The organism is Spiroplasma alleghenense, assembly GCF_003363775.1.
Lineage (GTDB): Bacteria > Bacillota_I > Bacilli_A > Mycoplasmatales > Mycoplasmataceae > Spiroplasma_B > Spiroplasma_B alleghenense.
Genome location: NZ_CP031376.1, coordinates 564,098 through 585,820, shown reverse-complemented (window position 1 = coordinate 585,820; position 21,723 = coordinate 564,098). Strand labels below are relative to the sequence as shown.

Sequence of the window (21,723 nt, the reverse complement as noted above, 5' to 3'; positions counted from 1 at the left end):
TGTAAAATTACATTTTAGGAGGAAATATGAAAAAATTATTGAGTTTTTTAGCAGCTTTTGGTTTAACATCAACAGCTAGTTTGGGAGTCGTTGCTTGCGCTGAACACTTAACTTTTGTGGAATTCAAAAATATTGATTCATTCGAGAAAGCATGATCAAATTCTAAAAAAGTTATAATTAGTAATGTAAGTAGCGAAACTAAAGAAGGTGACGCGTTAAAAGAAATCAAGGAAGAAATTTATCATCAAAGTGCAGTTAAATTTACAAACAATAACTCTAGTAACAAAATAATCAACGACATAAGTAAATTTGAAATTGAGTTTTATCGTACAAATAGGGAACAATCAAGAATACTTGATAATGACTTTGTTTCTCCAATGGGTTTGTTTCATAAAGAAGGTGACGCGGAAAACGGTAGAATTTTAAATAATCCTGGAAACTATTTTATAAAATTCGTTGAAGGGGATAAAAAAACAAGTTTCTTGCAATTCACCTTATCTAATTTAGAAAAGATTGATGTAAACGGAAATGGCGAAAAATTGTCATTCACCGGATTAGAAAATAGCGAAGAAAAACCACTTCAGGTTAGCTTCACTTCAACATTTTTCATGAATTTTAGAGGCTCAAAACCATCTGAATGAAATACCAATCCAAATGAAGAAAGTTTGCAACTTAAAAGATTTAAAGATGGGATTACAACAGAAATAAGTAATCAGTTGCAAAGAAATTATATTATCGAGGGATTTAGTAATGAAGGTAAATCTTATTGTTTAAACTTTTTTGAATTTGTAAATTTCTTGTACACAAAAGAAAATTCGGATACTCAAAAATTAAATGAGTCAATGAAGAAACTTCTAATTGATTTTCAAGCAAATAATACTTCAGAAATTTCAAAACCAATTGAAATAGCAGGGGTTTGATTCTCAATTTATTTAGGTAATTAGAAAGGGATTAATAATGGAAATTCTAAGCACAAGTTTGACATCTAGAAGAAAAGGACTTATAAGGATTATATATCGATACTATATTTTAGATTGTAATGAAAATAAAATTAAGCAAGAGATACTTGATAATTTTCAACTTGAGTTTGATGAAAATGCAATTCAGACCACTTTAAATCTCTTAGATAAAATAAGTGAACTTGAGACAATTGCGACAGACTTGCTATCAAAAGAATGGACTTGAAGTAGAATTCCAAATATTTTTAAAGCAATAATAATAGTCGGCATCTTTGAAATAAAAATTTTAGAGGTTCCAAAAGCAATAATAATTAACGAGATGGTTGAATTGTCACGTAGCTATCAACCGGACTTAGATTCTAAATTTATTAATGCAATTTTAGATAAAATATCATAGATGAGGTAACAATGAGTAAAACTAAGTTTTCAGATCAATTTCACAATTTAAAAGTAATTAAAAATAGTCTTGATAAAAATATTTTGTTAAGAATATTTATTAATGCTATTTTTAATTATGAGAAAAAATTGTCAAATAACGATTCTGCAAACTCAAAAAGAGAACTTCTTAACGAAATTTTTAAGAGTAAATTAATTCTACATAATTTAGAAAAAGAATTTAAAAAATTAATCGAAGACGAAGATGATTTTTTAGGAAGCTATCTTAGTGAAGCTAAAAAATCTTTTGATAATCGTCAATTTAAAGATGTTTGTTTTATTGAAAATAACGGTAAAATAAGTGAATTAGAGAAGAAAGAAATTTTCAATTCAATAAAGAAAAATTGAAACCGAAAGACTAAATTTAAAAAGATTGATCTAAAACAACTTGTAGGGAAAAATAAAATAAGTGAATTAGAATTAGAAAACCTAATCGAATACCAGATGAGCGATTATATTAACTTTGATTTCGAACAGTTTAAAATAATTAACGAGAATTTAATCAACATAAAAGAAAATTACGATTATAAAAAACTTTATTTCCAATTTATTAAGGAAGCTGTCAAACCTATGTTAAAACAGTATTTGATGAAATCAGAAAAAGGAAGTATAGTAATTAGTAATTTAAAGGAATTGTTTTTTAAAAACTCTTTAATAATTATTTATAATTCAAATTTAGTAAATTTGGAGTTAAAAGATGATTTATTAGAAAATAATTTTGATTTTATTAACAATAATTTATTAGAAAATCAATTACCTATAATTGAATATAATCCAACAAACAATTTTTTTCATTCACTTACTAGCTGCTTTTATTTAAAAAAGATTGCTAGTTTAGATGAATTATTTTTAGATAATATTCAATCATCACAATTAAATTGTAAAAACGAAGCCGTTAAAGACATGACGTTTCCGGTATTTGAAGAGAAAGTTATTTTTGAAAACACATCAATCTTGGATTCTTCAATACCATTAGGTAATACAAAACTCGATGAAGAAATTATTTTTCCAGAACCAGTTATTGAAGAAGTAATTGAAGAACCAGTTATTGAAGAAGTAATTGAAGAAGTAATTGAAGAAGTAATTGAAGAAGTAATTGAAGAACCAGTTATTGAAGAAGTAATTGAAGAAGTAATTGAAGAAGTAATTGAAGAACCAGTAATTGAAGAACCAGTAATTGAAGAAGTAATTGAAGAACCAGTAATTGAAGAACCAGTAATTGAAGAACCAGTAATTGAAGAACCAGTAATTGAAGAAGTAATTGAAGAACCAGTAATTGAAGAACCAGTAATTGAAGAACCAGTAATTGAAGAACCATTTTTAACTAAAAGAAAAACTAAAAATAAAAAAAATGTTGAGGAAACAATTGTTTTAGAGGAATTTGTTGCGTTTGACCCAACAACAGAATTTGTAGATGAAAATAACGAAATTCACACAATTGAGTTTAAAGAAAAAGAGAAAAAATTTAATTTAAGCGGTGAATATTTACTTGATATTTGAAAAGAAGTTATTCCAATAAATATAATAGAAGATGCTCAAAAAAGTGATATTTTTGATAATAACGAAAAAAATAATATCGATGAAGAAGAAATTGATGAAACCAAAGAAGTTGATTTTACAACCGAGTTTTCTGAAGAGGATGAAATTTTTACAGTAGTCCTTGAAGAAGAGTTTGAAAAAATCATTGAAGAACCAGTAATTGAAGAACCAGTAATTGAAGAACCAGTAATTGAAGAAGTGAAAACTATTAATAAAACTACGGAACTAAAAAAAGAAAAAAGAAAAAAAGAAAAAGATCAACCTAAAAAAATTATTAAAAATAAAGAAAAAAATATTTATGAAAAAAACTTAATCGAAAATGATATGACAGTTGAAGAAATTAATGACGAATTTATTAATAATACATTCGAAATGGTTTTTGAAAATAATTTAACAACCGAAATTACCGAGGATTTTGTTTACTTAAAGAATAATAAGTCGCTGCCAGAAGTTATGAGATGAGCAGTATATTTTGAATATTTTATGGATCAATTTCAGATTCAAAAAGATAATTTAGTTGTTAACTCAAAAAAATACGATAAAAGTAAATTCAAAAAATTTGAGGAAAATTTAAGATACATGAATATCGAAGAAACATATGAATTTTTAAAAGAAAATAGCTCGATGATTTTCAACAAAATTTATAACAAAGAGGTTGATAGTTTATTCGCTCTGAGAATTTATACTTTATTTCTTCATGTTCAAAGTAAATTTGAAGAAGCGCAAACATTAATTACAAATTGAAAAAGGGGACAAAAATAAATGGAAGAGAAGGCTTTATCAGTTACAGAACTAAATAATTTTATTAAAAGAAATTTAGAGTCAAATGAGTATTTAAAAAATATCAACGTCACTGGTGAGCTAAGTAATCTAACATTTAATAAATCTGGACATATTTATTTTTCAATTAAAGATGAAGGCTCTGCAATTTCCTGTATGATTTGAAAGGATAAATCAATTCTATTAAAATCTCTAAATCCAAAAGAGGGAATGAATCTTACTGTTACAGGTAGAGTAACTTATTATGTACCAAATGGAAAAACAAACTTTGAAGTTGTTGATATTAAACTTGATGGTTTTGGACAACTTCATTTGCTTTATAATGAAAGAAAAATTCAATTAGAAAATCTTGGATGATTTGATAAATCAATAAAGAAAACAGTCCCAAATTTTCCAAAAAATATCGGGATAGTTACAGCCAGTACAGGAGCTGCTGTTCAGGATTTAATAAAAACCATATCGAGAAGATATCCACAAGCAAATGTTTATGTCTTTCCAACACTGGTTCAAGGAGAACAAGCACAATTTGATATCGCAAATAAAATTAAACAAGCAAATAATTTTGAAAAAAAATTGGATGTGCTTATTGTTGGAAGAGGCGGTGGAAGTTATGAAGACTTATGATCCTTTAATGAAATGCCTGTTTTGGAAGCAATAAGGGATTCCATTATTCCAACAATTTCAGCAGTAGGACATGAGCCGGACTTTACACTTTCAGACTATGTTGCAGATTTGAGAGCGGCAACTCCAACAGCTGCAGCGGAAATTGCGACTCCAAGTATTGAAGAACTAAAAAGAGCTTTGGAAAACTATGAAGCACAAATTTCAAAGGGAATAATAAAAAAACATAATGACTTTAAAAAAGAGCTAAGAAATTATTATCAGAATTCAATCAAGTCTTTTAAAAATAAATTTCTGAACTTTGATAGAGAGTTTCATTTAATTTCAAAGAATTTAATTCAAATAATAAATTCTAAAATTAAATCAATTGATGATTTTTTAGACAACTCTTTAAATCAGCAATATTTTAAAATTAAAAATAAAATTGAATGAAATGAAGTTAATTTAAACCATTTTAATGATAAAATAAAACTTCTAAATCCATTGAAACCACTGGAAAAAGGTTTTGCAATAGTTAGAAATAAAGATAATCAAATTTTAAGAAGCATAAATGAAATAAGTGCTGAAAAAATAGTTTCTATTGAAATGAGAGATGGAATTATAAATACTAAAACAGAGTAATTAAAAGGGGGGCGGACACAAAATGAACGAATTAAAAGAAAAGGGTTTTGATGAACTTTTGAACCAGATAAAAGAAAAGATAAATAAATTAGACTCTTCTCAAACAAATATGGAAGATTCTATAGAAATATTTAAAGAAAGTTTAGAAATAATAAAAGAGGCTAAAGATAAATTAGAAAATATAAAAGGCGAAGTAAAGAAAGTAATGATCGACAATAAAATTGTTGATTTCGAAAACTAAAAGGTGGATCTTAAATCATGAAATTAATTAATTACAAAAATTGAAAAGATATTTATAAAAATAGTATTGATGAAATTGAAGAATTAATTAATGATTTAAGATTTTTTTTAATTAAACATAACGAAAATAATGGTGGACACTTAGGAAGTAATTTAGGAGTTTTGGAAATTACAGTTGGGTTATTAAACTATTTCAAACTGGATGAAACTAAAATAATTTTTGATACTGGACATCAATCACATTTTTACAAATTATTAACAGGGCGAATTGAAGATTTTGCAAATATTAAAAAATTTGAAGGGATAAGTCCGTTTCAAGAAATTAGAGAAAGTCAGTATGACCATATTTCATCAGGTCATTCATCTACAAGTTTGTCTTTTGCTCTGGCTCATAAAATTAGTGATTTGCAAAAAAATATCATTGCCATTATAGGGGATGCCGCTTTATTGAACGGAGTGGCTTTTGAAGGGTTAATTAATATAGCAAATCAATCTGAAAAAATTATTATTATCTATAATGATAATGGTCATGGAATTGGTGAAAATAAATTAAAGATAAAAGATTCTGAAAATTTTTTCAAAAGTTTAAATCTAGAATACGTTTTTTGTCAAAATGGTAATAACATAGTAGATGTATTAAACGCAATAAAAAAAGCATCACAATTTGAAAAAACAACTGTAATTCACTTTAAAACAGAAAAAAGTTTTGGCTATGATCATAACAATTCTAGAACAGCAAATCATAATATTTCTCTAATAGAGGATAAAAGCAAAAAAAACTTAGATGTGATTATAAATAAATTTTATGAAAAAAATATTAATTCAGATAAAAGTATAAAATTAATCTCACCAGGAATGATTGAGTCAAATTTGTTATTTGATCTGAAAAGTAAATTCCCAAAAAATGTCATAGATGTTGGAATAAATGAAGAACACGCTGTTTTATTAGCTGCTGGTTTAGCCATTAATAATCAAAAACCGGTTGTTTCGATTTATTCAACATTTTTTCAAAGAACTTTTGATCAGTTAATTCATGATGTTATAAGAAATAGTTTAGCAGTGACATTTCTAATCGAGAAGGTTGGTTTGAGTATTGGAAATGGAGTTTCTCATCACGGAATTTATGATCTTTCAATGTGTCAAAATATTGAAAATAAGATTATTGTTCAACCTAGAAATGAATTTGAACTCAATAGGGTTTTAGAAATTAGTAAGGAAAATAATTTAAGTCCATTTTTTATCAGATTAGAGAACTTTGTTAAGGAGAATAATCATCAAAAAGATAACTTTGATATCGGAAAATATGAATCAGTATTATATGATGAAAATAACGAAAATACTATTATTACCTATGGGGAAAATTGCAATATTTTTGAAAAAATTATTAGGGAAAATGAATTCCCAATTAACCTAATAAATGCTAGATGACTTCACACGATAGATGAAAAATCCGTGGAAAAAGTAAAAAATACAAAAATATATGTTTATGAACACGTAATTTATAATGGTAGTCTTGCAAGTTTATTTAAAAAGTTAAATATTCAGATTATTGATTTAAACTTTAAAAAAAATAAAATAGGACATGGTGATATGGAAAGTTTATTAAAAGAAAATAATCTTTGGTATAATGATGTCATAAAATATATTTTGAACTAAGGAGAAAATATGAATGAGAATAATTTTCTAAAAAATAAAATCAAATCTGATGAATTATTTAAAGAAAATCAAGATGAAGAAATTTTTGAAAAAATATTAGAAGACGTTAATGAATTAAAAAAAATGCTACACATTAGAGATGGTTTTAATAAAAATTTAAAGAAAAAAATTTTATCAACAGGAGTCTCACAGGACAGCGAAGATAATTTAATTAACGAGTTAGAAAAATTCAATATGAATAATTATGGATATAAGTATAAAAATCCAGAGCTAGTTAGTAATTGAGTTGATGATTTATCCGATAATAGTTTAGAACTTTCAGAAGAAATTGAAATTGATATTTTAAATAATGATGGGGATGAATTTGATAAAAATAATGATGTATCACAAAGTTTACAATTTACAGATAAAAAATTATTAGAGGAAAACGATTTTTTTCATTTAGGTTTTATTAGAATTAAATTAGAAAGAAAATTGACCGATAAGACTCGAGAAATTATTAAAAGAGTTGAGAGTTTTACAAACGAGATAGAAAATAATTATGGATCAAATTTTTTGGCAAAAGTAGCAGAATGGATAAAACAAGAAGAAGAATTATATTCAGATAAATAAGAGGAAAATATGAAAAAGCGTTTAGATCAAATATTATTAGATAAAGAGTTAGTTGAAAATCGAAGTAAAGCAAGAGGATTAATAATAGATGGAAAAGTCTTGGTTAACGATTTAAAGGAAACTAAACCCGGTACATTATTTGATGGTAGCAACATCAAAATTCAAATAATTAATAATGAAAAAAACTTTGTTTCAAGAGCTGGGGAGAAATTGCAAAAAGCAATCGAAGTGTGAGATCTAAATATAAATGATAAAATTTGCTTAGATATAGGTTCATCAACAGGAGGTTTCACTGACTGTTGCTTGAGAAATGGTGCAAAAATGATTTATGCAGTTGATGTTGGTACAAACCAACTAGATTGAAAAATAAGAAATAATCCAAAAGTAATTTCTATGGAAAAGACAAACTTTAGATATGTTACAATCCAAAATTTTAACAAAGGAGAAATTGATTTTTTTTGTTGTGATGTAAGTTTTATTTCAGTAAGCAAAATTTTGCCAGCTTTAAAAAATATATTGGTTAAGCCAGCAATTGGTGTTATATTAATAAAACCTCAGTTTGAGTCAAATAGAGAAATAATAAAAAATGGAAAAGTTTTGGGAGAAAAAAATCATAAACAAGCAATTGAAAAAGTTTTTAAGTACGCAATTGAAAATAACTTTTCGGTAGTTGAATTGGATTTTTCACCAATTTTAGGTAGCAAGAAAAATAACATAGAATATATTTGTTTATTGAAACAGGAATTAAATCCCGAAATAAAAGTATCGGAAGATAAAATTAATAAAGTTGTCAAAGATTCCCAGGATCTATTAATGAAGAAAGAAGTTTAATATGGACAATAATAAAGTTATTTTTTTAATTGATTTAGATGCTTTTTTTGCATCTTGTTCAATGGCCAAAAACAAACTTCCCCTAAATTCAATAGTGGGTGTAGCTTCGCCAAATAGTAGATCAATTATTACAGCAGCAAGTTATGCCGCTAGAAATCTAGGGATTAAGGCCGGAATGCCAGTTTTTCAGGCAAAAAAAATATCAAAGGATTTAATAATTTTACCAACTGATTTTAAAACTTATATTGAATTTTCTAGCAAAATTTTTGATTTGATTTACAATAATTTTTCAAAAAAAATGGAAGTAGCCTCAATCGATGAATGCTATGTAGATGTGACACAAGAATATAAAAAATTTAAATCCGTTACTAACATGGCAGAAGCAATTAAAAGCAGAATTATGGACGAATTAAATGTAAGTTGTTCTATAGGAATTAGCACTAATAAATTTTTAGCCAAAACGGCCGTTGAGTTTAAAAAACCTTACGGAACAATGGTAATATTACCACATCAAGTTCCACAATTAATTTGACCTTTAGAAATAAGGAAAATGTTTGGAATTGGAATTGCTACTGCAGAAATTTTAAATAAAAATAATATTTTTACTATTGGGGATATTGCAAATACTGAAATAAGTTTTTTAGAATCATTGCTTGGTAAGAATGGTCGAGCATTAAAATTAAACGCCCTAGGTAAGGGCGATGATGAGGTGGCTTTTCAAAGTAATGAAATGAAGAGCATTGGCAATGAAATGACACTTGAATTTCCTACAAGTAATGAAGAGGAACTTAGAAGTATAATTTATTGAATTTGCAAAAATATTTCAAAGAGATTAAAACAAAGGTCTTTGCAACCCAAAACATTTGCAATTGTACTAAGATTTGAAAAAACTAAAGGCGAAATTTTTAATAAGAGAATGCACAAAAAGACAACTACTCGCCAAGAAACAATAATTAGACATACAAATAATTTTGAGGAAATACTTTCAGTAGCCCAGAGTTGTTTTGATTATCTATGAAAGGGTGAATCGGTTTCCCTGATTGGTGTTCGTTCTTCAAATTTAATATCAGAAATTGAAGGTTTCAAACAAATAGATTTTGAAAATTTGAAAAGTCGGGAGAGAAAAAACGATTTAGAACAAGTAGCCTTTGATATAAATTTTTCTCTTAATTCAGAAAAAGTATTTACTGCTGACAAATTAAAGAGCAAACTTGATAAAAATATTTCTCAATCAAAATTTTTAACAAATGATGATGTTCACATCTCAAATGAACAAGTAAAAAATAAATGAAAGAAGTAAAGAAATGAAAAAAATATTAAGTATTTTAGCATCTGTATCAATATTATCTACATCATCACTTGCTGTAATTTCATGTCAAATGAATCTAAAGTTGGTAGATGAAAATCTAAGATATAATTTTACTCCAGAAGTAATCGGAGAAGACGACCACAACGGCATAAAAAATTATTTAAACGCGGTTAAAAAACAAAACGAATTAAGTTTAAATACTGGAACCCTATATTATATTTCCAGAGCAGGAGCAGCGATTGGTGTACAGACTTTTGTTTCAGCAATCAGTGAAGCTCTAATGTTTCCTGACAGACAAATAGTAATCTATCTTAGTGATCAAATGAATCCAGATGGACCATTAGGTAAAAATAGCATGAAAATAGAGGCAATGAGTCAAAATTTTTCAAATGTTCACATAGAGTATTTGAAAAATTCAAACGAGGAGATAAAACCTTTTATCATTAATTCAGCATTAGAAGAATTGCAAAAACGCGATGATAAAATAAAAAAAATAAATTTATTTGTTGATGATTACGCTATGAGTTCCAATGTATCTTCAAAATCATTGACCAACTTGGCAAGCGTAATGGATAAAGTTGAATTTTTAACATTAATGACTGATGGTACAGCTCATGACACATTCTCAATAAATTTATTTGAAAATTTAAAATATCTTTCAAATGATAATTTTGAAAAAACAAAATTAGAGGTCGTTTCAATTTTTGAAGGAAATTATGACAAAAAATCAAATTTTAAAAAGTATACAAACACTTTTTTTCCATTAGTTACGGAAAAAAATAACTATGGGGTTAGGTATATTAATTCTTGATCAATTAGTGACGTTCAATTTTATGATGAAGCAGAATTTTGAAAAATTAGAAATACATACTCTTCGACAAGTGCTGGGTTAAACGATGCTATATCGAATTGAAGTCAACAAGGGTATGATAAAGATGGTTTGAAAATTTTTAAAGAAGTTTTTAAATTAACAGAAGATGTTTTTCCAAAACCCAAAAGTAATTTAAATTTTGTTTACAGCGGAAATAAAATGGGGGAAGGTATCACCGTAAAAAAAAGTGCCGAAGCAATAAAAACTATTAGTGATTATTTAAAAGAAAATCATGGAAGCGATGATTTTACAATTTGGTTTAAGCCTCATCCAAGAGAAAGTGAAAAAAATATTGAAAATTTAATTAAAGAGTCAAAAAAACTAGGAGTTGAAAAAATCGAAATTATAAAGCAAGAAATACCATTAGAAATTTATTTATATGCTAAAGCTTTTGATAAAGTTGACGATAAGGAATTTAGAATCATCCCGACAGCTTCATCAACTGCAGTAATGGCGCTTTATGATTCAGGAATTGAAAATATTATAGAATCATATCTATTTGATTCTGAATCACAATTGGAAATATATAAAAACCAATATGGTGTAAATAGCAAGTTATATAATAGCTTTAAAAATACCATAATAATTTAAAGGAAATTGTTTTCCTTTTTTTTATTTCACTATTTTTGGAGAATAGAAATGATTAAAATCGCCTCTTTTTATGTTATAATAATTAGAGGTTTTTTATGAGTTACTATTTCAAACATAATTATGTATTTACGGACCATGGCTTGCAAAGGGCTTGTGAGCGTTTAAATTTAAATAAAGAAAATATGTTTGAAGCAAAAGAGCATTGTATGAAATTGATTGATAAATCAACTTATGAATTTCATACTACTAACCATATTTATATTAGGGTAGGAAAAACAGAAATATTTTTTGTTATAAATAAGTTGCAAAATTTGATAATAACAGTCACAAAAATGTCGGTCGCAAAACAATTAGAGGTCATAGATAAAGATCTATAATTTAAATAAGGAGAATTTTTATGGAGAAAAAAATTAAAAAAGTCACTTCAGCATTAATATATTCAAATGATTTCATTAAACAGTGGTTAAACGAAGATAGCTTTACCTATTTAGATTTTCATACAAATAAAAAGTATCGAATAAATTTGGATAATAACCCTTTAATAAAAGTATTATTTGAATCAGATGATAGTTTCGATATTGAAGAAGTCATGAATCAATTTAATAAAATTTCTCAAGAAGCTCGTTTTATCATAGAGGAGAAAATTGAAGGAAAGAAAAATCCAGAATTAAACGGTTTTGATGTATTATTTTTACGTTATTTCTTTTTTCTAATTAGCATTTTAAATGGGGACTACCGTTTTAGAGATGATGCAAGTGATGAAATTTATTGTTTTCTAGACATTTTGACAAAAGAAATGAATGATGATACGAAGCATAATTTGTTATTAATTTTAAATTATATTCTTTTTGAATTATACGATTTATTATTTACAAACAGACTTTTTGCTTATTTAAAAAAATATGTTGATAGATACGAAGGTCAAAGTCTAGGTAGTGAAGAAGACAAAATAATTCATATTAAGGCAGAAGATTTTGAGAATCAAGACTTCACTTATATTGAAATATATTTTCACCATATTGTAAATAATAATTTTATGAAAATTTTTAAAATTTCAGAATTTGAAAAAGAGAATTTCTTGCTAAATAACCAAATGATTGGTAACTTCGTTGATAACGAATCACAAATGGCGCTATTATCAATCATGATCATAAATCCAGATTTGGCAATAGGATTTATCAATTTAGGACCAGGAAAGGGAGAGTTTAGACCATTATTTGATTATATTCAAAATAATTCAATTAATATTGAAAAAATTCCTAGCATTTTGCATCCAAACCATAGAGTTATTTTAGATGCAGAAAATCGAGGCGAAAGAAATAAATTCATTTTCAAGCCATTATTACTAAATAAAGAACAAATACAAATGTTTAATTTTGCGATTAGTATTAAAGGAATTAAAATTGCATTGGAAGATTTAACTAATAAAAATTAGAAAAATAGTTTATAATTAAGAAAAGGGGTGTTGAACTTGAATAATAAGTATATTTGAGCTTTTGAAAATAAAACTGTTAAATCAATTTTTATTCTTTCGATTTTACAGGGGATTTTTTTAATTTTAATTTCACCTATAATTTTTACTACTCCAGAATTATTTAAAATAAATTCTTTAATTCTTTTCTTAAGTTTTATACACATTTCTTTTCTATATTCTTTTATTCCTTTATTTCTAGGAATAATGATGATTGTTTTTTCAGCCAAAATGACCAAGATAAATGTAAAAGATAAAAGCATGACTGATATGGATGTTAATTTAGAAAAAGAATTGCCTCAAACAATTTCAAAATCAAGCAGTTTCTTGTCAATTCTTATTACAGTAAATTTGATAAGCCTTATTTTTATATTAATTTGATTTTTAAAATTACTGGCAATCGACACATATTTTCAATCTAAAGCTATAGAATTAGGATATGACTATGGCGTAGTTTTTTGAGGGAGTAATATTTTAAAAAACGCTAGTATTTCAACCTCTTTAAGAATAGCTATAAACTTCATTTCGGTATTACCTTTCTTAATTATTCCAATATTTACAGTAGTATTTTCATTTAAGGTTTTATCAAAAGTAAAAGAAAATCCATTGGAATTATTTAAATCTGATTTTATAAAATCGACTAAAAAAATGATGACTAGCGAAGACATTATTAAAAAATCAGAATTAGAAAAAGAAAAAGCAAATAAATTTAGCAATAAAAAAAGTGATCTAACTAACAATGGTAAAATAAGTGATTTTAAAAACTTTAATCAAAGAATGGCGGATGAAAAGAACCATTGAGATGACTTGACAAAAGTTGATGGATTAGAGGTAAATCTAAATAACGATATTAGCGAATTGGAATCATTAGACTACAATCTAAAAAATAAATGTGAGATCTTTTTCAAAAAAGCAATTCAGGTGTTTGAAAAAGGCGGAAACACTAATAATGATATGTACAAAAAATTTAGAGTTACTTATAGCGCTCTAATTGATAATTCATTAGACCATAAGCTAGATCAAGTAGAAAATAGTATAAATGATTACATAAAATTTACAAGCGAAGCTGACTTAAAGTTTATTAATAAAATCGAGGATTTAATGAGAAATAATTCAGGTTTTTTCTCAAGCTACTCAGAAATTTTATATACTTTAATTTCAAAATACAAAAATTCACTAGAAAAGTGAGAACTATTAGAAGCAGAAGTCGCAATCGAACAAATATTTGCCATTGCACTTAATTATCAAAACTTAATTGCTAAAGTAGGTTTCTGTATCAAACACAGATTGGTGAATAATTTTGATTCAATTGAAAAAGAAAATAATTTAATTACTAAACTTGATTTCGCAAGGGATAATAAGAAATTTAGCACTTATAAATTGATTTGTGAAGAAACAATTTTATTAATGTCTCCAATTAAAGAAAAATTGAAAAAATTTATTGAAGAATTATCATAAATAAATAATTAAAAAGAGAAGGTGTTAATTTGATTTTAGGGGTTTTTGGTTATATTGGCACAGGTAAGAGTACCGCACTAGAATATTTGAGTACAAAACACGGATTCTATGTAATTGATGCTGACAAGAAAAGCAAGGTGGTCTTGGGTTATCCTGAGGTTCAAGAGTTTATTAAAAATAAGATTCCAGAAGCATATGATTTTGAAAATCAACAAGTATATCGCTCAAAATTAAGAAGTGTTATTTTCATGAAGAAATCACTTAATATTGAGCTTGGGAAAATAATGTGACCACACATCAGTAAGTTAATAAGGTTTGATATAGCAAACTGCAACAGAGATAAGATTGCGGTCGAGGCAGCTCTTCTACCACTACTTAAGTTACCAATCGATAAATATATTTACTTGATCAATAAAAATTATAATAGTCACGTTAATAGAATTGATGAAAGGGATAAGCGAGATAATAAAGAAATTCGTAAGATTTTAAAGATTCAAGAAACAATGCACCGAGAAAGTAACATCGATTACATAATCGATAATAGTTCAGACAAAGAGAGTTTATATAAAAAAATAGATCGAGTAATTGAAAATATAAATAAAGATTAAAAAGCGACATTTAAATGTCGCTTTTTCTTTATTCAATTTTTCCGACTTTTTTTAAAGCTATTTTTACAGCCTCTTCAATTAATTTTTTTGTTTCAGCTTTTGTAAAAACTGGTTTATCTTTATCGGATTTAACTTTTTTTTCTAAATTTACACTTTTTTTAACTGTAGTAGATTTGGTAATTGTAGGTGAAATTGACTTGGTTTTAGGTTTCTCAACTACAATAGATTTAGTTTTAGCTATAGGGGTTGGGGTTGTTTTAGGTTTAGAAACAGCTTTTTCTAGTTTTTCTGAAGGATTTATTAATTTAGTCTGCGCTTTTTTCTTAGGCAGGTGAATTGCTGCAGTAGGACGTTTTTTTATTTCACTCATTCTCACAGCAGAATACATACTTTCGTGTCTATCCTTAATATCATTCAAGTAGTCACTACTTATTGTTGATTGACTAGTGCCAAAGTTTCCAGTAGGGGGGTTTGTTTTTTGAATAGGGGGGTCTATTTTATTAGATTTAACTATTTCTTTTTGATGTGTAACGCTTTCGCCCAAAGTTTTAGCTCTCAAAGCCATCATTCTTTCTGAAAGACTTCCTTCATCAATTTTCCCTTCAGAGTCTCCTTCTGAATTTTGACTGTTTTGGCCCCCATTTAACTTAGATTTTTCTTTTTTAATATTTTCCTTAGCGCTGGCTAAAATAGCCGCGAGAGAGCCTTTTTGAGGCATAGATTTTTGTCTTTCTTCTTCTAATTCTTCTTCTGTTTGTTTACCATGAAGACGTCTTACTTTACTTGCTAATTTAGCTTCTTCAGTTTTTGACTTAAACATCGGATCCATATTTTCGCAAATATGGATTACTTGATGAATATTACAGAATCTAGGGTATTGCGGTAGGGCCATATATATTTTTCCATTTCTATAACTAATGTACTTACTTATATAATATTATCACTTTAAAATAAAAATATAAATAATAAATTACATTAAAAGTGTATTTTAAAATACACTTTTAATTAAACTAATATCACAATCAGCGCAATTCAAATTCATGTCTTTTTTGGATCTAAACTCAATTTCACACCCACTGCATTGATACTTAAAATTAACGGGTTTAATTGTCTCTTTGATTTCTTTATTTTTTTTATTTAATTTCTTAAAGTTATTAATGCCAATAAAATCTTCAATAACTCTATGGTTTAGCGGGATAACCCTGAAAACACTTTCCAAAGCACCACTCAAGGACGTTGTGTATCCTTGATTTTTAGTTAATGGCTTGTTGACGGTAAGGCCGACTATTTCAGCTTGTTGACGGAAGTTTTTGTTATGTCTGCCATTAGCTTCGGTATCTTTAATTCCGTTTTCAAAGCAATACTGATGAACCATTTCATGAACCAAGGTTTGTAGAATATCGTTAAAATTCCCGGTAAAAACCGAATCATACAAAACTATTTCATTAAAATCCCCTTCTCATGATTTTCTAGGATTGAAATGAGCTAAAACAGTTTTATTACTTCTAGTTTTTTGATTAAATGAAGCAATTGTAATTTGGATTTTTTTAAGTTCATTGTTGAATAACTTATGATTTAAAAAATCATAAGCAATGTAAATCTCATTTAGGATATCTGGAATCATTAAACTTACTTCAGTCACTTTGATAAACCACCATTCTTATTTTAAAATAAAAAAAATATTTATGATCCATTAAAAATTAACTAGACCTAATCATAAATATTTATTTTTTTTCTTCATTATCTTTATCAGATTTATTTTTATTTAATTCTTTTTTCTTAAAGAAAGGTTTTGGTACAAAATCATCTTTTTCGTAAAGAGAACTTGACATTTCATATTTTCTACCTTGCATTAATTCTGAAAGCATTTTTTGATATTCCATGTCAGCTAGTTTTAATTTTTCCAAATCACCTTTGGGATTTATAGCTATCAGCATTATTGATAATAAAGCAACAAAAGAAGAAATTGTTGTAGATATAATTGCTAAAATTCTCATTGGTAAAAAAATCGATTTGCTATTAAAATCTTTTCAAAAAACTTCGAAATCTGAATTAAATTTTTCAAGGGGATATATTTTTAGCGCTCCCTCTGATTCGTTGAAAAAGTTTATTTTTATATGATTTTTATAGGAATTCTTTATTCAATCTTCTGATAAGTATTGAGAATACATCGCAATAAACATCACTACTATAATCCAAACAAATACAGCATTTCCCAATCCGTAAGTATATTCTTCAACTCTATTTCTTGAAGTACTAAAAAACTTTAAACCCCTATAAATACAAAATCCAGCAATAGCATAAATCCAAAATCCAGGATTAATTAATTGAGCATCACCAAATGGAGATGAAATTATATTCAAATTACTCAAATTAACATTACCACCAGCAACTATAAACTTGTTGTAGAGTTTATCTTCAGGATTCCAAACATGAAAACCATTAAATAAACCAGAAATATCGTTATTGTCAATACCGAAGTTATATCTACGCGATATTCCTAAAATAAAAAATATAAGCAAAATACTTGTAAGTAACAACAATGATGCTCCAATCATGTACTTGGCTATTCTTATTCCTGGGGGTTTGGTTTTATAAGGGTAAAAACGCGGATCTTGTCTTGGATGTAATGGAGGAGCAACTAAACCTTGAGGATTATTATTAAAACCTTCACTATTTTTGGTATTAGGAATCTCCTTATCTTTATCAACGATTTCAATATCAGGATTTACTTTATCATCTGTTAAAAAATTTTTTTTCATTTCTGGTGTGACTGAAGAATTATCTTTTATCCCCTCTTCGGTTATTTCATTGATTTTTAATAATTCTTCTTTTTCAAAGTTAAATTCTTTAGTTACGAAATTTGCAAGCATTGTGTAATCAGCAAAAATGTTATCTTCTGTGTTATTATCAATTTTTGAGAATTTTATTTTTTGCTTAGTTATATTTACTAAAGATTTACCAAATATAGCAGCTCACTTTTTATCTGAAAAAGTTAAATTATTATCTATTTCTAAACTTAACAAATTGTTAACTTGACTAACAAATAAATCTCTAAACTTTTCATCTGAGAAAAGATTTGTACGAAGTTTTTCATCATGAACAATATTATTTAAAATATTCAAAATATCTTCATATTGTTTTTGTTTTGCTTCCATCAAGATTTCCCCCACCCTATATTAGCAATGTTTTTATAAAAAATAGCTCAGAAATAACTTGATCATCGTAGTTTCCTTCGAAAATGTTTGAAATTAAACCATACATTTCCTTTATTTTATCATTAATTTGTTTGAAATTTCTATAATTAATTTCTAAAATTTTAGAAATTCGGTAAGGATTTACTTCCAGTCTTTCGGCAATTTCTAAATTATTAAAATTTTTATTTTTCAATATAATAGCATTTCTCATTAATATTAAAGAACTAATTATTAAACTAATAAATGAAAAGAAATCTTTATTTTGGCTACGATATTTTTTATAGTTAATCAAAAATTTATCAATATTTCCGTTTAAAAAATAATTGCTGATTTCAAAAATATCATAAAAAATATATTTTGAAACAATATTTTGAATTTGTTTTTTTGTAACTTTTTCTGATAAATTAACTAATTTATTGATTTCATTAATTATTATCCTAGACTCTAGAGGGACTTTTTCAAGCAAATACTCGATAGCATCCTTGTCAAACTCGATACCCTCGCTACTAAGTTTTTTAGTTATTAATTTATATGCACTTTCTTTGTTTAAACTTGGAACTGTAATTATCTCAGAATTTGATTCAAAAAATTTGGAAATTACTAATTTTTTGCTAATTTTATCATTGTTTAATAGGAAAAATATTTCGTTGTTTGGATTTGGGTTTTCTAGATATTTTTTTAATTTTTCTAATTCAAAAGTCTTATTTAAAGCAACTTTTTTTTCGGTTAAAAATCAGGCTTCTTCAATAACAATTATCTTTCTTTCCGAGAACATACCAAATGTGTATAATTCATTAACTAAATCATTAAAATCGTCATTTATTAAATCGAAGTTCACTCTTTCATATTCACTATTATGAGAAAGTTTCTTTATATTTTTTTGAAGTTCCTTACGAATCAAAAATTCATCATTACCTAAAATTAAATACATAAAACACCTACTTTTATGATTTAAACATAATTTGATAAAAAATGCGAAAATTATTCAAAAAAAAATGGTTTTTTTGCTATAATTACTTATGTGTGTGAACTTTAAAAGGAGTTGAAAAAATGGCAAATATTAAATCACAAGAGAAGCGTATTTTAACAAACGAAAAAAGCAGATTAGCAAATAAAAGCTTTAAATCATCTGTTAAAACCGCTATAAAAAAGGCGCTAGTTGCAAAAAAAGCAAATAGTGCAGATAAAGACAAACTAGTTAACGAAGCTGTAAGTTTGGTTGATAAAGGTGTTACAAAAGGTATTTTTAAAGCTAACAAAGCAGCTCGCGAAAAATCTCGATTAATGAGTGCTTAAAAATATTATAAAAAAGACAAGTTAAGGCTTGTCTTTTTTAATTAATAATTTCAATATCAGATTTCTTATTTGTAAATGGCAAATATTTATAAGTGTTTATACCTAATGTTGCATAAGTGATGCAGCCACTTTGTTGTAATGTATTCAATGTTATGGGATCAGGGAAGTGGAGTCTGCCCTTATTTTCTCCAGAAATAAAGCATATTTTAGGTTTAATCAAATTAATAAATTCTCTTGAGGAAGAAGTTTTACTACCATGATGTGGAACTTGCAAAAAGTCGAGCCCGCGATTTAAAAATAAACTATAAAATTCTTTATCAGCTACTAGCTGAGATTCTATCCTCTTTGGTAAATCCCCGGTGAAAAGCATTCTTTTATTTCTTCAGTTTAAAAGCAAGACTTGCGAACTATCATTGGGGTCTTTCTCATTGTAATACTCAAAATTTTGAATACTAATATCATTAACAATCATTTTTCTAAAATAAAAGTCATTTTTATAAATATTTTTAATTATAGTGTTTCTAGAAACTTGATCTATATTATTATTATGATCTTGGTCTGTATGAGATATAAATACCGCCTCTATGACATTCAATCCATAGTATTTCAAAAAATCACTGTCAGTATTTTTAGACTTACCAATTCCCGAACCAATATCAAAGAAAATATTTTTACCACCCTGCTCGTGTAACAAGAAACTATTTCCATTGCCAACATTTATCATTGCAATAAAGTTATAGTTATTTTTGGCGTTATTTATGTTGCAAGCAAATATGGAAAAAGCAATTAAAATAGTCATTAATACTCGATTGGATCTAAAGCGTAAGCTATTTTTACAAATAATATAATAAATTAGGTAGTAAATAACGTAGTAAAAACTTTCGATATGACCAATGTTTCAACTCAAATTTACTAGTTCCCCTATCTTTGCCAAACTAAGACTTATGCTAAAAAAAATATTATAAATAACTCCCATTCCCGGAATTAAATTTGTATATAGTGTAAATAAATACATCACACTTAACAATGGTTGTCAAAAAAATTGATTTAAAACTAATAGAAACAAAATATTGTAATTAAACATTATTTGCAATGGAATTATAGTTAAACTTCAATTAATTAAGTTTTTAATCACATTTTTTTTACAATTCATTTTTAAATAAAATTGATTAAAAAATGAAATAACTAAACTGTAAATAAATCCTGTTGATAAAAATCAATTTGGGCTGATGCAAAGTAAAATAGACCAAATTAAAACGTGTTTATTTCAGTAACCAAATTTTAATTTTCAAATTCTGGAAAAATAATTAATAAAAAGTATTAAAAGAATTCTTGATATTTCAACTGAAAAATTTAATAATACTAAGTTAAATAACAATGGCAAATATAAGATTATTTTGATTTTGTGATATTTTTTTCATCGCCTAAATATTTTATCAAGAAAATAATAACCAGTTAAAACCAAATAACCATTGGAGTTCAATAAAAAACTTATACCCAAATTTTTAAAAGAAATTGTTAAATCGTTTTCCTCCAAATTATTAATTGACTTCATTCAGTCTGAATTTATTTGTTTTTTTGCATTTAGTTTAGTCTGAAAATTGTCAGAAATAAATTTTTGATTTTGACAGTTTTTCAGTTCATAAATTACATTTTTAGACAGCATGAGTTTTTGAAAGTTAAATTGATAAATATTATTTTTATTTGCAATTTTATTACATTCACATTTCATTTTATAAGTTTGACCAATTTGTTTCTCGTTTTCAAATTCTTTAAATAAAAACTTTTTACCTCCATTGGACAAAATTGAATAATTTTTACTAACATTGAAAACAGTGAAACTTAAAGAGTTATTTGCCATTTTATATTCTTGGTTTACAAAAAAACTTAAAAAAACAGAAATCAAAAGAATTAATATTATTAATAAATATCTAAAATTTTTTTTAACTAAATAAAAAACCATTAACAAAAAAGCTATTCCCCCTGTTATCATGATTACATTTATTTTTAAAACTATTCCCATCATTATGAAAATTGCTAGTGCAAAAAAAACTAAATTAAAATTTATTCTAGGTGTAAACTTCAAGAATAAATCTTTCAAAGAATTTCTTCTCCTCTGCAGTTTTGTAACTTTTTTTAAGTTTTATCATTATTTCTGAAGTCTTTAGGGTTTTATTCTTTAGCATTAGACAGCTTTGATTTGCCAATTCTGGTGATATACCATTTTCAATAAAATCATTTCTGTCTGCTTCAAGATGGCTTTTCTTTGCAATAAATTGTATTTTTGGTATAAGTTCAACTGTTTCGCTTTCGGTAATGGACTTGTTAAGCTTTTGGGTATTTATTTTTTGAAAAAAATTTAAATTGATATTTTCTTCTTTAATAATTTCGTCTATAGTTTTGCCTTCTTCTATTATTAAAACTTTTTCTGGAAGGTCTATTTCATTTACTAATGGAAATTTATACAGCATTTTAAAATTTAAATATACTTTTTTATCATTATCGTTTGAAATTACATTGTAAGATTCTCTACTTTTATTTTGAAAGTTATAAATTAATGCTCCGGTTACTGATATTAGAATAATAATAAATATAGCTAAAATCGTTTTTTTGTTCATGTGTCCCCTA

General features: G+C 26.3%; 21 protein-coding genes. 15 read left to right on the top strand and 6 right to left on the bottom strand.

What is annotated here, in order from left to right:
* Positions 1 to 26: 26 nt before the first annotated feature.
* From SALLE_RS02620 to coaE, 14 genes are all read left to right on the top strand, one after another.
* Positions 27 to 944 (top strand): lipoprotein, encoded by a 918-nt coding sequence (locus SALLE_RS02620; RefSeq protein WP_115558086.1) that lies wholly within the window; start codon positions 27 to 29, stop codon positions 942 to 944.
* A 13-nt stretch (positions 945 to 957) separates the two neighbouring features.
* The gene (locus tag SALLE_RS02615; RefSeq protein WP_115558085.1) at positions 958 to 1,356 is read left to right on the top strand and encodes a transcription antitermination factor NusB; all 399 of its coding nucleotides are present in this window, start codon (positions 958 to 960) and stop codon (positions 1,354 to 1,356) included.
* Between the two features lie 11 nt (positions 1,357 to 1,367).
* Entirely contained in the window at positions 1,368 to 3,695 is a 2,328-nt protein-coding gene (locus SALLE_RS06010; RefSeq protein ID WP_179948038.1) for a hypothetical protein, read from the top strand.
* Entirely contained in the window at positions 3,696 to 4,955 is a 1,260-nt protein-coding gene (gene xseA / locus SALLE_RS02605; protein ID WP_115558084.1) for an exodeoxyribonuclease VII large subunit, read from the top strand. It begins immediately after the preceding gene.
* A 22-nt stretch (positions 4,956 to 4,977) separates the two neighbouring features.
* Complete coding sequence (xseB, locus tag SALLE_RS02600) at positions 4,978 to 5,196, top strand: exodeoxyribonuclease VII small subunit (protein ID WP_115558083.1); 219 nt, start codon at positions 4,978 to 4,980, stop codon at positions 5,194 to 5,196.
* Positions 5,197 to 5,213: 17 nt separating this feature from the next.
* Positions 5,214 to 6,851, top strand: a complete 1,638-nt coding sequence (locus tag SALLE_RS02595; protein ID WP_115558082.1) for a 1-deoxy-D-xylulose-5-phosphate synthase — start codon at positions 5,214 to 5,216, stop codon at positions 6,849 to 6,851.
* 9 nt (positions 6,852 to 6,860) lie between these two features.
* Entirely contained in the window at positions 6,861 to 7,463 is a 603-nt protein-coding gene (locus SALLE_RS02590) for a hypothetical protein (protein ID WP_115558081.1), read from the top strand.
* 9 nt (positions 7,464 to 7,472) lie between these two features.
* Positions 7,473 to 8,294 carry a TlyA family RNA methyltransferase gene (locus tag SALLE_RS02585; protein WP_115558080.1) on the top strand — a complete coding sequence of 274 codons (822 nt, stop codon included), beginning with the start codon at positions 7,473 to 7,475 and terminating at the stop codon, positions 8,292 to 8,294.
* A 1-nt stretch (position 8,295) separates the two neighbouring features.
* A complete protein-coding gene (locus tag SALLE_RS02580; protein ID WP_115558079.1) occupies positions 8,296 to 9,594 on the top strand; it encodes a Y-family DNA polymerase in 1,299 nt (432 codons plus the stop codon).
* Positions 9,595 to 9,598: 4 nt separating this feature from the next.
* Positions 9,599 to 11,065, top strand: coding sequence for a polysialyltransferase family glycosyltransferase (locus SALLE_RS02575; protein ID WP_115558078.1), 1,467 nt, complete (start codon positions 9,599 to 9,601; stop codon positions 11,063 to 11,065).
* Between the two features lie 95 nt (positions 11,066 to 11,160).
* Complete coding sequence (locus SALLE_RS02570; RefSeq protein ID WP_115558077.1) at positions 11,161 to 11,442, top strand: hypothetical protein; 282 nt, start codon at positions 11,161 to 11,163, stop codon at positions 11,440 to 11,442.
* Positions 11,443 to 11,462: 20 nt separating this feature from the next.
* Positions 11,463 to 12,500, top strand: a complete 1,038-nt coding sequence (locus SALLE_RS02565) for a hypothetical protein (RefSeq protein ID WP_115558076.1) — start codon at positions 11,463 to 11,465, stop codon at positions 12,498 to 12,500.
* Positions 12,501 to 12,536: 36 nt separating this feature from the next.
* A complete protein-coding gene (locus tag SALLE_RS02555) occupies positions 12,537 to 13,994 on the top strand; it encodes a hypothetical protein (protein ID WP_162807937.1) in 1,458 nt (485 codons plus the stop codon).
* A 29-nt stretch (positions 13,995 to 14,023) separates the two neighbouring features.
* A complete protein-coding gene (coaE, locus tag SALLE_RS02550; protein WP_162807936.1) occupies positions 14,024 to 14,602 on the top strand; it encodes a dephospho-CoA kinase in 579 nt (192 codons plus the stop codon).
* Between the two features lie 28 nt (positions 14,603 to 14,630).
* Here coaE and SALLE_RS02545 read toward each other — a convergent pair whose 3' ends face one another.
* From SALLE_RS02545 to holA, 4 genes are all read right to left on the bottom strand, one after another.
* A complete protein-coding gene (locus SALLE_RS02545) occupies positions 14,631 to 15,422 on the bottom strand; it encodes a hypothetical protein (protein WP_162807935.1) in 792 nt (263 codons plus the stop codon).
* Positions 15,423 to 15,590: 168 nt separating this feature from the next.
* On the bottom strand, positions 15,591 to 16,244 hold the full coding sequence (locus SALLE_RS02540) for a SprT-like domain-containing protein (protein WP_115558071.1): 654 nt from the start codon (positions 16,242 to 16,244) through the stop codon (positions 15,591 to 15,593).
* An 82-nt stretch (positions 16,245 to 16,326) separates the two neighbouring features.
* On the bottom strand, positions 16,327 to 17,760 hold the full coding sequence (locus SALLE_RS02535) for a hypothetical protein (protein ID WP_115558070.1): 1,434 nt from the start codon (positions 17,758 to 17,760) through the stop codon (positions 16,327 to 16,329).
* 16 nt (positions 17,761 to 17,776) lie between these two features.
* Entirely contained in the window at positions 17,777 to 18,730 is a 954-nt protein-coding gene (gene holA / locus SALLE_RS02530) for a DNA polymerase III subunit delta (RefSeq protein WP_115558069.1), read from the bottom strand.
* Positions 18,731 to 18,849: 119 nt separating this feature from the next.
* On the opposite strand from holA, the gene rpsT reads away from it, so the two are divergent.
* Positions 18,850 to 19,095: a 30S ribosomal protein S20 gene (gene rpsT, locus SALLE_RS02525; RefSeq protein WP_115558068.1), complete on the top strand. Its 246-nt coding sequence runs from the start codon at positions 18,850 to 18,852 to the stop codon at positions 19,093 to 19,095.
* A 37-nt stretch (positions 19,096 to 19,132) separates the two neighbouring features.
* Here rpsT and SALLE_RS02520 read toward each other — a convergent pair whose 3' ends face one another.
* Both SALLE_RS02520 and SALLE_RS02515 read right to left on the bottom strand, forming a co-directional pair.
* Positions 19,133 to 21,196, bottom strand: coding sequence for a ComEC/Rec2 family competence protein (locus SALLE_RS02520; RefSeq protein ID WP_115558067.1), 2,064 nt, complete (start codon positions 21,194 to 21,196; stop codon positions 19,133 to 19,135).
* Positions 21,165 to 21,713, bottom strand: a complete 549-nt coding sequence (locus tag SALLE_RS02515) for a hypothetical protein (protein WP_115558066.1) — start codon at positions 21,711 to 21,713, stop codon at positions 21,165 to 21,167. Before SALLE_RS02515 ends, SALLE_RS02520 begins: the two co-directional genes overlap by 32 nt.
* Positions 21,714 to 21,723: the final 10 nt, after the last annotated feature.